This window comes from Roseateles sp. P5_E11, assembly GCF_054049355.1.
The window spans coordinates 1-13,764 of the sequence record NZ_JBFUMO010000110.1; the positions used below are offsets into that span (position 1 = coordinate 1).

Genomic DNA, 13,764 nt, shown 5'->3' on the forward strand with positions numbered 1-13,764 from the left:
GGTCTGCTCACCCGCGCTAGCCCGTCGGCAGCTTGCTTCGTTTCCGATTCATACGTTGCTTGCGGCCCAAGGGCTTCGCAACTTTGGCATTGGCATTCGGTGAAGCTCGGTGGGCCGATTCGATACATTGACCTTCAGTTCGAAACTTTGTTATCAGCTTCCACCCGAATGGCCCTGCAATACCTGACCGTCCCCGTCACGCCCTTTCAGCAGAACTGCTCCCTTGTCTGGTGCGACGTCACGAAAGACGCCGCCGTCATCGACCCCGGCGGTGAGCTGCCGCGTTTGCTGGCCGCCGTCAGCGAGCGCGGGCTGAACCTGAAGGCCATCTGGCTGACCCACGCGCACATCGACCATGCCGGCGGCACTGGCCAGCTGGCCCGCGAACAGGGCCTGCCCATCATCGGGCCGCATCCCGGCGATCAGTTCTGGATCGACGGTCTGGCACAGCAAAGCAAGATGTTTGGCTTCCCGCCAGCGGAAGGTTTCAAGCCCGACCGCTGGCTGGACGATGGCGACACGGTGCAGATCGGCCATGAGACCCTGGCCGTGCGCCACTGCCCCGGCCACACGCCGGGTCATGTCGTCTTCCACTCCGCCTCGGCGCGGCGGGCCTTCGTCGGCGACGTGCTGTTCGCTGGCGGCATCGGCCGGACCGACTTCCCTGGCGGCAACCACCAGCAGCTGCTCGACGCCATTCGCCAGCGCCTTTGGCCGATGGGTGACGACACCGTTTTCATTCCAGGCCATGGGCCGGAAAGCAGCATCGGAAGAGAGCGCCGCAGCAATCCCTATGTTGCCGATGTCGTTTGAACGGCGGTTGGAGGTAATTCGTTCACAAACACATCCAGCAACATTTACGCCCGAAGCGAAACGTGCTCTCCTACTCTTTGATGAGGGCTCGCATGGGGTGGGCCGAGGAGTGCTTCGATGTGGATGTCCGAGTTTGTGCAGCCGGGGCAGGTCCCGGGCTCCCGTCCTCGCGAGCGCCGTCAGGCGGCCTCGCTTTCCAACCAATGGATGGGCCTTGTGCTGGAGGAGCTCGACCACGGCGTCGTGCTTCTCAACGGCGCGGGCCGTGTGCTTCACAGCAATCTCGCGGCGCGGGCGTCGCTGGATGACAACCACCCGCTGGAGCTCGTCGGCCAGCATCTGCGGGCCCGCCTGCTGACCGACGCGGTGCCTCTGGCCGACGCGCTGGAGGGCGCCGAGGCAAGTGGCCGGCGCTGCCTGCTGCGCCTGGGTGACGATCGCGCCGAATGCGGCCGCGCCAATGTCGTCGTCGTGCCGCTGAACCGCGATGTCAACCAGGCGGCGGTGCTGCTGATCCTGGAGCGCCGCCAGCTCTGCGGCGACCTGGCCGCGCAGTGGTTCGCGCTGCGCTACCAGCTGACGCCGGCCGAGACCGAGGTGCTGAAGGCGCTGTCCAACGGCGTCAAGCCGACCGAGGTCGCACAGCGCCAGGGCGTGGCGATCTCGACGGTGCGCAGCCAGATCCAGAGCATCCGCGCCAAGAGCGGCGCCGACAGCATCGGCGAGCTGATGCGGCAGTTGGCCTTGCTGCCGCCGCTTGTTTCGTCGCTGCGGCCGGCCAAGCTGGTCAATTGAATCCCCTCGTCCAACGGGTACGTTGACCGGTCCCCCGAGGGGACGGCGATGCTTGCCGGATCGACCGGCAAGCACATCGCCCAAGGCGGGCCGGCTAGGGACGGCCCGGCGCTCGGCCCGCAAGCACTAACATTCGACCGCGCTCCGGAGCCAAATGCTCAGAGCGCCGCCGGATGCCTGACGACACGCTCGACAACGAACTCCTGGCCCTGCCGCCCTCGCTGCGGCAGCTGGCCGCGCGCGGCATTGCACGCAGCTATCGCAAGGGCATCGTGCTGATCGAGGAGAGCTCGCTCGGCGACAACCTCTATCTGATCCTCTCCGGCTCGCTGCGCGCCTTCAGCAGCGACGCCCGTGGCCGCGAGATCACCTACGGCGTCTATGGCCCCGGCGAATACGTCGGCGAGATGAGCCTGGACGGGGGGCCGCGCTCGGCCAGCGTCATCACCGAAGAAGGCAGCCGCCTGGTCATGGTCACGCGGGCCAGCCTGCTGACCCACATCAGCGAGCACCCCGAATTTGCCTTCGAGTTGCTGACCAAGGTCATCCGTCGCGCCCGCGCCGCAACGCTGTCGACCAAGCAGCTGGCGCTCAACGATGTCTACGGCCGGCTCAAGAACCTCGTCGACGAGACCACCGGCGATGGCCGCCACCTGGCGCTCACCCACCAGGGCATGGCCCAGCGCCTGGGCTGCTCGCGTGAGATGGTGTCCAAGCTCGTCAAGGACCTGGAGCTGGGCGGCTACCTGAGGCGCGTGGCGGCCGGCGAATACCAGCGACTCAAGAGCCTGCCAGCGCGCTGGTAGCTACCGCGACCTGACCTGCAGCGGCGGCGCAACCGGGAAGCGCTGGTCCGGCTTGGCTGCGCGCTTGTAGAGGCCCTCGACCTTGGGCAGGTTGGCCTGGATGTCGCGGATGCGCGTCGTGCTGGCCGGGTGGGTGGACAGCCATTGCGGTGGCGCGCCCTTGTTGGCCGTCATCATCTTTTCCCACAGGCGCACGGCGGCGGCGGGGTCATAGCCCGCACGGGCGGACAGCTCGATGCCGACGAGGTCGGCCTCGCTTTCGTCGTCGCGGCTGAAGCGCAGGTTGACCAGTTGGGCCCCCATGCCGGCCAGGCCGCGGCCCACGTTGCCCAACCCCAGCAAGGCCGAGCCGAGTTCGACGATGCCGTTCGTGAACGCCGACTTGCCGACGCGCTCGCGGGCATGCTCGCGCAGCGCATGCGCGACCTCATGGCCCATGATGGCGGCGACCTCGTCGTCTTCCAGCTTGAGCTTGTCGAGGATGCCGTAGAAGAACGCGATCTTGCCGCCCGGCATGCAGAAGGCGTTCAGCTGCGCGCTGGCCAGCAGGTTGACTTCCCACTTCCACTGCCGGGCGCGGTCGTTCCATTCGTAGCTGAAGGGAATGATGCGCTGGGCGATGTAGCGCAGCCTCTGGGCCTGGGGGTGGTCCATCGGCGCCAGGGCACGCTGCTGGCCGGCCTCGCGCATCATCAGCGCGTACTGCTGGCCACCGGCCTGTTCCAGCTGGTCGGCCGACACGAAGCCGGTGAACTTGCTCTTGGGCCCGACCTCCACGCCTTCGCGTGCCCAGGCTGGCATGAACGCTGCGGCACCGGTAGCGGCGAGCAGCCCGGTGAACAGGCGGCGGCCGCGCAGGGCCGGGGGCGCGCAGCGGCCGGCGGCGCAGTCGGCGCAGTCGCCGAACATGCGCGTCGGCGGGTCAGTGAACTGCAGGTCGTCGCGGACCTGGAAGTCGTCGGCATCCATGCCGACATTGTGCTTGGGCGGCGATGGCGGCTTTCGTAGGACAGCGGCGCGGGACTGGCGACAATCACCCCATGGACAGCCAGCAATTCCGCGCCGCACTGGGCATGTTTGCCACCGGCGTGACCATCGTCACCGTTCGCGCTGCGGACGGCGGCCTGGTCGGCCTCACCGCCAATTCCTTCAACTCCGTGTCCTTGGACCCGCCCCTGGTGCTGTGGAGCCTGGCGCGCCGCGCCGGCTCCATGCCGGTGTTCTCGCATGGCTCGCATTACGCCATCAACATCCTCGCGGCCGACCAGAAGGAGCTGGCCCAGCGCTTCGCGACGCGTGACATCGATCGCTTCGCCGGCGTGGCCTGGCACGAGGGCGCGGGCGGCGCGCCGGTGCTGGAGGGGGCTGCTGCCGTCTTCGAATGCGCCAACCGCAGCCGTTACGAGGAGGGCGACCACGTCATCTTCGTCGGCGAAGTCGAGCGTTGCTCGTCCCGGCTCGGCGCTCAGCCGCTGATCTTCCACGGCGGCCGTTATTTCACCGAGTTGCCGATCTAGGGTTTTTTCCGGGTTGGCGTTGTCGATCCGGTCGGGCTCTGATCGTCGTCATGACAGAGGGCCATCCTCTGTCCAACTACGGAACCCATCATGACCAACACCGTCACCCTGCACCGCGTGCTGCGCTGCCCGCCCGATCGCGTCTACCGCGCCTTCACGACACCGGCCGCCATGGCCAAGTGGCTGCCGCCGCATGGCTTTACCGGCACCGTCCACGAGATGGACGCCAAGGTGGGCGGCACATACAAGATGTCGTTCACCAACTTCACGACCGGCGGCGGCCACAGCTTTGGCGGCCGTTACCTGGAACTGGTGCCCGGCCAGAAGCTGCGCTACACGGCGGCTTTCGACGACCCCAACCTGCCCGGCGAGATGACGACGACCGTCGAGCTGCGCGCCGTGTTCTGCGGCACCGAGGTGCACATCAAGCAGGAAGGCATCCCGGCCATGATCCCGGCCGAGGCCTGCTACCTGGGTTGGCAGGAGTCGCTGACCCTGCTGGCCCAGCTGGCCGAGCCGGAAATCAACCAGTAACGTGGTGCGCTCGGGCCGAGCGACGGGCCGCCCCTAACCGGCCCGCCATGGCGATGTGCTTGCGGCTCAATGCCGCCAAGCATCGCCGCCCCCTCGGGGGGCCGGTTAGGCCCGCTCGTGTTCAGCGGAGCGGGACTGGACGAGGGGTCTTTACTTGACGCCTGGTGTCGGCACGATGGCCGCCATCGCGGCCTTGAAGGCGGGGTCGGCCATCAGTGCGTTCCAGGCCGCCATCAGGCTGCCGTAGTCACCGGTCGAGATCTTCTTGGCGTTGATCGCCGTCGTGAGGGCGGCGTTCAGGCGCACGATCTCGGCGTACTTCGCATAGCCCTTGCCCTTGAGCTGGGTTGCCGCGTAGTTGCTGTAGCCCCAGGCGTTGTTGAGGTTGTTCCAGTCGCCCGAGCCGGGCTGGACATAGACGACCGGTGCGGGAGCGGGCGATGGGGCCGGTGCGGGCGGTGCGGCCACGGGTGCCGGAGCTGGTGCCGCGGCGGGCTTGCCGCAGGTGCCGCTCACGTTGATGCGCACCCAGCCCGTGCTCGGCACGCCGTCGACATTGACGACGACTTTCACGTTGTTCGTGCCGGCGAAGAGATAGGGCTGGGTCCAGATCGTCTTGACGACCTTGGGCGTCAGCGCGATTTGCGTGTTCTGCGCGATCAGTGTGTCGTTGCTGTAGATGCGGTTGGTGCTGGTGGCCACGGCCGAGGCGCTGACCTCGTCGTATTTGAAGTTGAAGGCGCAGCGRCCGAGGCTGGAGATGAAGGCATCCTTCTCGCTGACGGTGATCTGGGGCATGGCGCCCGTGGCCGTGCCGTTGGCGGCGACGAGCATGGGCGCGGCCTGGGCGAGGACGGTCTGGCCGTCGCTCTTGACGATGCGCACGAGGCCGGTGAGCTGGGCCGTCGGGYCGGCGGCGAAGCTGGCCTGGGCGAACAGGGCGAGGGCAGCGAAGGCAATGGYTTGGTACTTCATGGCGTGGTCTTTCGGGTTGATGCAAAGGGTGGGGCTACTGGGCAGTAGCCGGCACCTCCCCGTGTGCCACGCTGCGGACATGTCCTTGTCCGCCCAGGGCGGCCCCGCTGTCTTTTGCTCCTGTCAGAGCACGAAGACCGGTGGCTTTGCGTCCCCGCCTTTCGACGGGTTTGCCGACTGCATGGGACGCAGTGTGCGGATGTAAGCCGTGTTTTGTCCGTGCGTCAGTTCACGAACCGAGACCCCCGCCCGGCGAGCGGCGCGAGGCCCGCGACGAGCGGTTTTTGAAGCTTGCGGCGGGCTTGCGCCGAGCGTTTTCAGCTCAAGCGACCGGCCGGCAAGGCCGTTGGCGCAGCGCTCAGCGTGCGCCAGCGCCATGCGCCCAGCGCGGCGCTGAGCGCAACACTGATGCCTGCCAGCAGAGGCAGCGGCGCGCCCAGATCCTTTTGCAGCAGGAACATGCCCCAGCCCATCAGCATGAAGGCCAGGATGGGCACGACGGTGGTCCAGGCCGTGGGCGACTTCATGCGCGAAGGCGCGCGCAGCAGCCAGCCGGTGCTCAGTGGCAGGGCGCCAAAGGCCAGGCACAGCAGTGCGGCATTGTTCGCGGCCCAGGCCAGCAGGCCCAGGCCGGCGGTCGTCAGCGCCCAGGCAACCAGGGCGTGGCGCAACTGCATCAGCGCAACCGCGCGGTTCAGCGCCTCTCCCTGCGGCAGGCCTGGCAGCAGCCGCATCAGGGCCTGTTCGCGGCGGCTGTGCCAGAGCATGTTGGGCAGGGTGAAGCAAGGGTTGAAGCCGATGCTCGCCAGGCCGATGGCCATGCCGTAGGCGCCTTTGGTCCAGTTGTCCTGCAGGCCCTGGCCGGCCAGCGCAAACGCGATGAAGAAGCTCAGCGCGGCGATGCCCACGGCCATCACGGCGCCCAGGCTCTGGTGCAGCCAGTGCTGCCGGCCATGCAGCACGATCTCGGCGCGGCGCATGGCGCTCTGGCCCGTCGGTTCGGCCTGCGCGACGACATGGCGCTGCCAGGCCGACACGGCGAGCGCAAAAGGCTGGCTCAGCCATTCGCCCACCCGGCCGAAGGCGGCGGCACCGGCGTATTTGCCCTGCATGCTGTCCTCGGCGGCGCGGCGCATGCGGCCCAGGCGGGCATAGGCCTCGGCGTGGGCCGCGTCGCCCCTGCCGAACAGCCGCGTGAGCGACCAGCCCAGGGCCAGCAGGCTCAGCGCGAGCACGGACAGCGGCTGGGCCAGCCACAGCTCGCGCAGCGCGGTGCCCAGAGGCGCCAGCCGCCGGTCCAGTCCGGTGCCGAAGAACAGCACCGGCCCGATGGAGATCACCAGCCAGAGCTGCCATTCGCGCGTCGCCCAGCCCATGAAGGCCAGCACGGCCGCGGCGCCCAGCAGCAGCAGGGCGAAGGAGGGCATCTGCGGCAGGCAAAGCCACAGCAGGGCTGCGCTGCCCAGCGACAAGCCGGCCCAGGCTGCGAGCGCGGACTCCAGCGTCTGGCGCAGATGGCCGGGCACGAAGCGCGCGGCATGAGGATGGTTCTGCTGCATGAGGCTGCCGATGATGGCCATCCACAGCGACATCAGCACCAGTGCCGCCGAAAGGGCCAGCATGGGCATCGCCAGCTGCGGCGCCAGGTAGACGCCCAGCGCCAGGCCCAGCACGGCGAGGGCGAACAGCGCCCGGCGGCCCCAGGGGGATTCGCGATCGCGCTGGCGCCAGAAGGCCAGCAGCAATTGGCTGTAGGGGGCGGCTTTCATCACGTCAGCTCCGCGAACAGGTCTTCGAGGTTGACGGCCTGTGCGTCCAGCGGCGCGCTCACGCCGGCCGGCAGCCGCGCCAGCACGCGCTCGCGGCCGGCCTCCAGCGGCGTGCGCTTGAGCGGCTGGGCGTTCAGCCGCGCGAACAGGCTAGCCAGTTCGGTGACGGTGCCGGTGAAGGCGCGCACCTGCTCCAGCAGCTCGTCCAGCGGCGCCTGCAGGGCGATGCGGCCGCCGCTCAGGAAAGCGAGGTTGAAGGCGACCCGCTCCAGGTCGGACAGGATGTGGGTGGAGAACACGACGGTCGTGCCGCGGTCCAGCACCTGGTCGACCAGCTCGCGCAGGAAGTCGCGCCGGCCGACGGGGTCAAGGCTGGCGACGGGCTCATCCAGCACCAGCAGGTCGGGGTCGTGGGCCAGCGCGCGGATGATGGACAGGCGCTGCTGCTGGCCGCCACTGAGCTTGCGTATGGGCTTGTCGCGGGCGATATCCCAGCGCGACAGCAGGCCCTCGACCCTGGACTCGTTCCAGCGCGGGTAGAAGCTCTTGAAGTAGGCCAGCAGTTGGGCCGCGGTGAAACTCTCGAACAGGTCGCTCTGCTGGGGCACATAGCCGATGCGGGCGCGCGCCGCGTCATCCAGCCGCGCGGCGTCCTGGCCGAACAGCTGCACGCGGCCCTGCTGCGGTTCACGCAGGCCCAGCAGCGTCTCCAGCAGCGTCGTCTTGCCGCAGCCGTTGCGGCCCAGCAGGCCGACCACCTGGCCCGGCTGCAACGTCCAGTCCAGCGCCTTCAGCACGGCCTCGCCCTTGGGATAGGCGAGGCTGACGCCAGCGAGTTCGGCGGTGGCGGTGTCGGAGTGGGGAAAGTGGGCGGAGGAGGCAGTCATGCTTGCGTCTCGTCGAGGATGGTTTTGAACAGCTGCAGGGCCTGGGTCTTGGGGAGCTCCAGTTGCCGCGCTTCGGCGGCCGCCTTCTCCAGCGTCGGCCGCAGCAGCTCGACGCGGTCGGCAGTGGGTTGGGCGCGCTGGTGCTGCGCCGCCACCACCATCGACAGCCCCCGGCGGCGCTCCAACACGCCGTCGGACTCCAGCAGGGAATAGGCCTTGGAGATGGTCATGGGGTGCACGGCCAGGGCCTGGGCCAGCTCGCGCACCGAGGGGATCTCGTCGCCGGCCTTGAGCTGCCCGGCCGCGACGCGCCGCTTCACCTGCTCGATGAGCTGGCGGTAGATGGGCTCGGGCGAGCCGGTGTTGATGTGGACGAAATGGGTGGGATCCATCGTTAACTGCCTACGTGTATCAGTACGATAGTACACGTGGACAGCGGCTGTCAAGCCCTGTGCTGAGGGTGGGCGGCATCTGCTTCCCACCGCGGCCAACCCCTCTGTCACCTCACGAAGAGCATCGAGGAGATGGCGAAAGAAACGTGAAGCGGCTGCTGGAATTGAGCGGCATCTGTCAGTCGCAGCAGAAGGCCTGGGCGGGTGTTTGGCCGAGCTGTGACCGTCACGCCTTAGCGCACAACGGTAAGGCTTTGTTGAGCCCGGTTGACGCTGCAGGGATTGCTCACAGCGCGGTGGCCCTGGATGGCCGGGTGCAGGCAGCGCGAGGCGCGCATGCTGGCCCTTCTGCAGCGGGAGGCTGCGGCGCGAACCCAGGCCTTCAACATTTGCTCAAGCCGCCCAGCCTGCTGATGAGCGCCCTGTTGACCGATGACAAGATCAAGTTCAGCTCGGGCCGCGCCCAGCCCGCCGAGCAGGCGGGCCCAGCCCGCGCTGCAATGGGATGGGTACACGCAGACGGGCTTGCCTTGCTGTTGTCGGGCAGCGTGCCCGCCCTCTCCTAGCGCTGCCAGGTGTGCCAGGCATGCCCCGAAGCCAGCGAGTAGCGGGCCACCTCCTGCGGCTCACGCGCAAATGCGCCCACGGTGTGCAGGATGCCGATGGATGCCAGCAGCTCGGCGGTCTGCCGCCAGGCGTCGGTCACGCGCAGGGGTTCGTCATTGGGCGGCACGCGCGCCTTCAGGGCGTCGATCAGGCGCATGCCGCCGTTGTCGAAAGGCGTGGTCCCTTCATGGATGCCGCGCAACAGTTCGTTGGCGACGAGCGGGCGGCCGAACAGGATGGCCAGCATCACGAGGCAGGTGGTGGAGCGGCGACCGCTTTCGAAGGCATCGAGTTCGTCGGCCGACTTGCTCGCCTTGATGACGCGATAGACGTTGACCAGCCGCTTGGTCAGGCGCGGCGTGCCAAGCAACGGCGCCAGGGACACGATGAGTTCGCGCTCCTGGGCGCCGATGGTGATGGCGCGGGCGGTTCGCGGCTGTTGCGGCGCGACGGCCGCGGCGGAGCCCTGCGGCACCGGTGGCTGCGGCGGCGTCGGGACTTCGGCAGAAGTGGGCGCAACGGGCAGCGACGACGCGTCGCTCGGGGCCAGGGGCGCCGCGGCCGCAGCGGGCGCGAGCCCGGCCGCCTCGGACGGCGTGGACAGGGCTTGCCCTGCCAGGGCGTCGACGTAGTCGCGCAGATGGGTGGCCCGCATCGGCGCCAGGGCGTAGGTGATCTGGAAGATCTTCTCCAGGTAGTTCTGCGGCGTCGATTCGCGCAGGCCGTCGGCGTCGGCCGCGTGGACCGTGCCCAGCAGTTCGCTGTAGTGCACCTCCRGCGCACGCGTCAGCCAGCGCGAATCCACCGCCACGACGACGACGAACAGGTCCAGCGCCAGCAGCAGGTGCACGGCCTCCAGCATGTTCACCACCTGCGCGGGGCGGCAGCGGTCGAGGTCGTCGACGTAGAGCACGATKCGGTCGATGGGCTTGATCTTCACGGCCCCGTCGGCCGGGGCGGCGGTGTCATCGCCGGCCCCCGGCGTCTCGGCCTTGCGGGCGGCTTCTTCGCGCAGGCGCTTCATGTAGAGCGACAGCTCGCTGAAGTCCTTGTGCACCAGCGAAATGATCCCCTGCTGGGAGCGGTAAGGGCTTGACTGCACGCGCTCCTGCAAGAAGCTGCCGAGCCGGTGCGCCGGGTCCAGCGCCACCTGCTGGTTCATCAACTCGGCCAGTTGCGCGCGGGCCACTTTCACCCGCTCTTCGTTGCTTTCCAGTTCGCGGCGCGCGCGCTCGAGCAGTTGCGCCTTCTCGGCGTCGCCCGCGCTGTCGGAGGCCTTCATGTCCTTCAGGCTGCGCTCGAACTCGGACTGGACATGGCCGAGTTGGTCGGCGAGCGCATCCACCTTGCCCTTGGCCAGCTTGAGCGGCGCGATGACCGCACCCACCAGGCCCGCCACCGTCGTGAGCACCTGGGACATATGCTGCTGCCAGGCCGACAGCCGGGCGGCGTCGATCAAAGACAGCCCAAGCCAGGCCAGGGCCAGGCAGGCCGTGACGGGCAAGCCGATGCGCCAGCCGGGCCGCTCGAGCAACGCGGCGCCAATCTGGCGCAGGCGCTGGCCGGACGCCAGCAGGTCGCGCGCGGCCTTGTCCACGTCGTTGATGGTCTGGATGGGAGCACGCCAGCCGGCCGCCAGCGCCAGCTTGTCGATGCGCTGCTTGACCTCCTTGCCGGCCACGTGGGTCAGGGCTAGCAGTTCCTGCCTGGCCTGCAGCTCCTTCTCGGCCTTGGCCAGCGCGATGCGCCCGGTCTCGACCTGGGCCTGCGCTTCGTGCACCGCACCGCGTGCCAGCGCGATCTGCTCACCCAGCTTGGCGCGGGCCTGTTCGGGGTCGATGTTCTCGTCCGTCGCCGACACCGTGCGCCAGATCTCGTCGAAGATGTTCGTGACGAGGCTGGCCCACAGGTTGGTGTCGGACGCATGCCAGGCGTTGAACTCGATCTGCACGACCGACGCATGYAGCTCGGGCCGTTTCTCTTCGAGCAGGCCGCCGATGTGGCGCTTGATCTGCTCGATGAAAAAGGACTTGCCTGAGCCCCAGTCGCCCAGCAGGCCGATGGACAGCGGTGGCTTGACGTCCTTGTCGAGGATGAGTCGCGCGAACGCAGCCGCCTCGGCGCCGATGCCCAGGCGGTCCTCGCCGACATCGTTCTCCACGGCATAGCCGGCACGCGGCTGCTGGGGCAGGGGCACGCCGGCCTCGCGCCACCACAAGGCCCAATCGCTCGGGGGGCGGCTCACGGTGTCGGCCACCACGTAGCGGTACCAGGCATCGCGCAACTGGTCCAGGGCGTCGCGCCCGCCGGCCACGGCGGGCAGCACGGCGTCATCCGGGCAGAGCAACGCCGCCGTGATAAGGTCACGGCCCCAGATCGTGCGGTACTCCGTGCTGCCCTCCATCGGCCGCTGGGCACGTGCAAGCTGCGTGCGCAGCTCGGGTGCCAGCGTCTCGCCGGGCAGCACCGTCGCAGAGGGCGGCGACAGCCCGGGCAGCGGGCCCATCAACTGCCGCAGGCGCTCGAAGGACTGCGAGCCGCTGTTCGCCTGCGCGCGTGCCACTTCCAGGATGTGTAGCGGCGTGATCGGGGCGCTCCCGGCCAGCGCGTGCGCCGTGCTCAGCACGTGGGCCACGTGGCTTTCCATGCGATTCAGATCGAGCTGCCCGTCTTCCGCAGGCGCGGTGGCGGCGACCTCGGGAGTGAAGGTAGAGCCGCTGGCAGGCTGCACGATCGGCGGCGAAAAGCCGTGGGGCCGTGCGGCTTGCAAGGCCTGGGCCCATTCGATGCGGTCGATGCCCAGGGATTGGAAGTCGGCGTCGTGGTAGCCCGGCGTGGCCAGCATGGCCATCAGCACGTCGGCGACGAAACCGGTGCCGGTCGCCGCGCCGCCCAGCTCGATAGCGCGTGTGGCCGAGGCGGAGAAGGACTCAGGCGTGGGCAGTTCCAGCGCGGGCTGGGCGGCCAGCGCGTCGTAGGCCGTGCGGCTTGACTTGGCCAGCCGCAGCAGCGCTTCCAGCGCCTGGCCCGTCGTCTCAAGCCGCTGGCGCAGCCAGCGCCCCGGGCCACCCTCCGTCAGCGACAAACCCAGCAGCAGCGACGCGAACGTGACCTGCGCGTCCTGCGTCCCTTCGTTGATACGGGCGGCCCGGCGCAACGCGTTCAGCAGTTCATCGCTGACCGCGACCTGCGGCCCGGAGCGAGCGCCGGGCGCGCGCAACTGGATCAGCGAATACGTCCCGGCCTCTTGGCCCGGGCCTGGCTCTGCAACGCGCATTTTCATGTCTTCTCCCTGTTTGGGCGCATGTTCTCCGCGGCCCTTGCCGGACGTCAATGCGTTTCCCGCAGCGGGCGCGCGCCGATCAGGGCGAACCCGAACTCGCCACAATGGGGGCCTTCCGTTTCAAGACCAAACCATGCGCCGCCTGCTCATCGCCTCCGCCCTGTTCGCCGCCTTCGCTGCCCAAGCCCAGAGCCCCTTGGTCAGGGTGGACGACCCCTGGGTGCGCGCCACCGTCGCGCCGCAGAAGGCCACCGGCGCCTTCATGCAGCTGACCTCGGCCAAGCCGGCCAAGGTCGTGGCGGCCAGCTCGCCAGTGGCGGCCATGGTCGAGATCCACGAAATGAAGATGGACGACGGCGTCATGAAGATGCGCGCCGTCGACGCGCTGCCGCTGCCCGCCGGCCAGGCCGTGGCGCTCAAGCCCGGCAGCTATCACGTCATGCTGATGGGCCTCAAGGGTCCGATCAAGGCCGGCGAGACCGTGCCGCTGACGCTGACCGTCGAGGGCGAGGACAAGCAGCGCACGACGGTCGAGATCAAGGCGCAGGCGCGCTGACGCATGGCGAAGATGTACATCGTTGATGCCGCCGACCCCGACGGCTATGTCGCCGCGCTCGGCGGCTGGCAACAGGCCCAGGTGGTGGCGCTGCGCGCGGCCGTGTTGGAGGCGGCGCCCGGCCTGGAGGAGAAGCTCAAGTGGGGCCACCTCGTCTACTTCAGCAACGGCCCGGTGCTGCTGATCCGCGCCGAGCCTGAGCGCGTGCTGTTCGGCTTCTGGCGCGGCAAGCGGTTGCTGCATCTGGAGCCGCGCATGCGCGGTGGCGGCAAGTTCGAGCTGCGCACGCTGGAACTGCAAGAGGACACGCCATTCGAGCGCGACACCGCGTTGGCCTTGGTGAAAGCGGCCGTCGTGCTCAATGCCGAGCTGGGCAACCCGCAGCGGGCGAGCGTCGCGGGCCAGTGAAGCGGGCGTAAAGCCCGTTCAGTTCTGGCCAGGGTTGCCGATAGCCCATGATTACTCCGGAGTTGCCCATGGTCGCCGCCGTCAACACCCAAGCCCCGGCCAGTTCCCTGACTGGCGGCGCCTCCGTCGACCGCACCGAGCAGCCCGCCAAGGAGCTGGACAGCGGCAGCCAGCGGGCCGTGGTCGTCAATATCTCGGTAGAGGGCGCGAAGCGAGCCGGCACTGTCACTCAGGCCGCCCAGGCGGCGCCCAGTGCCCAGAGCCTGCCGGCGCGGCTGGATGATGGCAGCGACGTCCAGGTGACTTCACAGCAACTCCAGGCCAGCGCGCCCAAGGCGCCCCCGGCGGATGCCAGTGACGGCGGCGCAGGCGGTGCGGCGCCTGCCGGCAGCGAGACGCCCGCGGTCAGCACCAGCGCCACCC

Annotated in this window: 14 protein-coding genes, 1 pseudogene and 1 riboswitch; of the genes and pseudogenes, 9 read left to right on the plus strand and 6 right to left on the minus strand. The window is 68.8% G+C overall.

The genetic code is table 11. From position 1 onward, the window contains the following. The first annotated feature begins 168 nt into the window (after positions 1-168). The 3 genes from ACXJKR_RS10845 (at position 169) to ACXJKR_RS10855 (ending at position 2,414) form a co-directional block, all read left to right on the plus strand. Positions 169-813, plus strand: coding sequence for an MBL fold metallo-hydrolase (locus tag ACXJKR_RS10845; protein ID WP_457322858.1), 645 nt, complete (start codon positions 169-171; stop codon positions 811-813). Between the two features lie 123 nt (positions 814-936). Then, on the plus strand, positions 937-1,608 hold the full coding sequence (locus ACXJKR_RS10850) for a helix-turn-helix domain-containing protein (protein WP_162247724.1): 672 nt from the start codon (positions 937-939) through the stop codon (positions 1,606-1,608). 173 nt (positions 1,609-1,781) lie between these two features. Continuing rightward, positions 1,782-2,414: a Crp/Fnr family transcriptional regulator gene (locus tag ACXJKR_RS10855; RefSeq protein ID WP_056191593.1), complete on the plus strand. Its 633-nt coding sequence runs from the start codon at positions 1,782-1,784 to the stop codon at positions 2,412-2,414. On the opposite strand, the gene ACXJKR_RS10860 is transcribed toward ACXJKR_RS10855, so the two are convergent. Continuing rightward, positions 2,415-3,323, minus strand: coding sequence for a M48 family metallopeptidase (locus ACXJKR_RS10860; RefSeq protein WP_056192583.1), 909 nt, complete (start codon positions 3,321-3,323; stop codon positions 2,415-2,417). It lies immediately after the preceding gene. A gap of 131 nt (positions 3,324-3,454) precedes the next feature. Here ACXJKR_RS10860 and ACXJKR_RS10865 point away from each other — a divergent pair, with 131 nt between their 5' ends. After that, the gene (locus tag ACXJKR_RS10865; protein ID WP_056191594.1) at positions 3,455-3,931 is read left to right on the plus strand and encodes a flavin reductase family protein; all 477 of its coding nucleotides are present in this window, start codon (positions 3,455-3,457) and stop codon (positions 3,929-3,931) included. Between the two features lie 87 nt (positions 3,932-4,018). After that, positions 4,019-4,465 carry an SRPBCC family protein gene (locus tag ACXJKR_RS10870; protein ID WP_200955211.1) on the plus strand — a complete coding sequence of 149 codons (447 nt, stop codon included), beginning with the start codon at positions 4,019-4,021 and terminating at the stop codon, positions 4,463-4,465. Positions 4,466-4,615: 150 nt separating this feature from the next. Here the strand turns inward: ACXJKR_RS10870 and ACXJKR_RS10875 are convergent, their stop codons facing one another. The 4 genes from ACXJKR_RS10875 to ACXJKR_RS10890 all read right to left on the minus strand — a co-directional run bounded on the left by ACXJKR_RS10875 (position 4,616) and on the right by ACXJKR_RS10890 (position 8,488). After that, positions 4,616-5,440: a hypothetical protein gene (locus ACXJKR_RS10875; protein ID WP_457322859.1), complete on the minus strand. Its 825-nt coding sequence runs from the start codon at positions 5,438-5,440 to the stop codon at positions 4,616-4,618. Positions 5,441-5,534: 94 nt separating this feature from the next. Further along, positions 5,535-5,625: riboswitch (cyclic di-GMP riboswitch) on the minus strand. Positions 5,626-5,757: 132 nt separating this feature from the next. Further along, positions 5,758-7,209 (minus strand): hypothetical protein, encoded by a 1,452-nt coding sequence (locus ACXJKR_RS10880; RefSeq protein WP_457322860.1) that lies wholly within the window; start codon positions 7,207-7,209, stop codon positions 5,758-5,760. Continuing rightward, the gene (locus tag ACXJKR_RS10885) at positions 7,209-8,096 is read right to left on the minus strand and encodes an ABC transporter ATP-binding protein (protein ID WP_056191604.1); all 888 of its coding nucleotides are present in this window, start codon (positions 8,094-8,096) and stop codon (positions 7,209-7,211) included. The genes ACXJKR_RS10880 and ACXJKR_RS10885 overlap by 1 nt, the downstream gene beginning before the upstream one ends. Next, entirely contained in the window at positions 8,093-8,488 is a 396-nt protein-coding gene (locus ACXJKR_RS10890) for a GntR family transcriptional regulator (protein WP_056191605.1), read from the minus strand. The genes ACXJKR_RS10885 and ACXJKR_RS10890 overlap by 4 nt, the downstream gene beginning before the upstream one ends. 146 nt (positions 8,489-8,634) lie before the next feature. On the opposite strand from ACXJKR_RS10890, the gene ACXJKR_RS10895 reads away from it, so the two are divergent. Then, positions 8,635-9,054 (plus strand): hypothetical protein, encoded by a 420-nt coding sequence (locus tag ACXJKR_RS10895; RefSeq protein WP_457322861.1) that lies wholly within the window; start codon positions 8,635-8,637, stop codon positions 9,052-9,054. On the opposite strand, the gene ACXJKR_RS10900 is transcribed toward ACXJKR_RS10895, so the two are convergent. After that, positions 9,051-12,377: a P-loop NTPase fold protein gene (locus ACXJKR_RS10900; RefSeq protein ID WP_457322862.1), complete on the minus strand. Its 3,327-nt coding sequence runs from the start codon at positions 12,375-12,377 to the stop codon at positions 9,051-9,053. The two genes, ACXJKR_RS10895 and ACXJKR_RS10900, sit on opposite strands and share 4 nt — an antisense overlap. 133 nt (positions 12,378-12,510) lie before the next feature. Here ACXJKR_RS10900 and ACXJKR_RS10905 point away from each other — a divergent pair, with 133 nt between their 5' ends. The 3 genes and pseudogenes from ACXJKR_RS10905 to ACXJKR_RS10915 form a co-directional block, all read left to right on the plus strand. Continuing rightward, a complete protein-coding gene (locus ACXJKR_RS10905; protein WP_457322863.1) occupies positions 12,511-12,933 on the plus strand; it encodes a copper chaperone PCu(A)C in 423 nt (140 codons plus the stop codon). Between the two features lie 3 nt (positions 12,934-12,936). Beyond that, positions 12,937-13,341 (plus strand): DUF1801 domain-containing protein, encoded by a 405-nt coding sequence (locus ACXJKR_RS10910; RefSeq protein WP_056191607.1) that lies wholly within the window; start codon positions 12,937-12,939, stop codon positions 13,339-13,341. Between the two features lie 68 nt (positions 13,342-13,409). Further along, positions 13,410-13,764 (plus strand): annotated as a pseudogene (locus ACXJKR_RS10915) (hypothetical protein); the annotation flags it as partial.

What these genes read in the sequence shown, in the direction of transcription:
- ACXJKR_RS10910 (WP_056191607.1), top strand. Translation starts at nt 12,937, where the DNA reads ATGGCGAAGATGTACATCGTTGATGCCGCCGACCCCGACGGCTATGTC.
- ACXJKR_RS10850 (WP_162247724.1), top strand. Translation starts at nt 937, where the DNA reads ATGTCCGAGTTTGTGCAGCCGGGGCAGGTCCCGGGCTCCCGTCCTCGC.
- ACXJKR_RS10905 (WP_457322863.1), top strand. Translation starts at nt 12,511, where the DNA reads ATGCGCCGCCTGCTCATCGCCTCCGCCCTGTTCGCCGCCTTCGCTGCC.
- ACXJKR_RS10890 (WP_056191605.1), bottom strand. Translation starts at nt 8,488, where the DNA reads ATGGATCCCACCCATTTCGTCCACATCAACACCGGCTCGCCCGAGCCC.
- ACXJKR_RS10855 (WP_056191593.1), top strand. Translation starts at nt 1,782, where the DNA reads ATGCCTGACGACACGCTCGACAACGAACTCCTGGCCCTGCCGCCCTCG.
- ACXJKR_RS10845 (WP_457322858.1), top strand. Translation starts at nt 169, where the DNA reads ATGGCCCTGCAATACCTGACCGTCCCCGTCACGCCCTTTCAGCAGAAC.
- ACXJKR_RS10885 (WP_056191604.1), bottom strand. Translation starts at nt 8,096, where the DNA reads ATGACTGCCTCCTCCGCCCACTTTCCCCACTCCGACACCGCCACCGCC.
- ACXJKR_RS10880 (WP_457322860.1), bottom strand. Translation starts at nt 7,209, where the DNA reads ATGAAAGCCGCCCCCTACAGCCAATTGCTGCTGGCCTTCTGGCGCCAG.
- ACXJKR_RS10860 (WP_056192583.1), bottom strand. Translation starts at nt 3,323, where the DNA reads ATGTTCGGCGACTGCGCCGACTGCGCCGCCGGCCGCTGCGCGCCCCCG.
- ACXJKR_RS10865 (WP_056191594.1), top strand. Translation starts at nt 3,455, where the DNA reads ATGGACAGCCAGCAATTCCGCGCCGCACTGGGCATGTTTGCCACCGGC.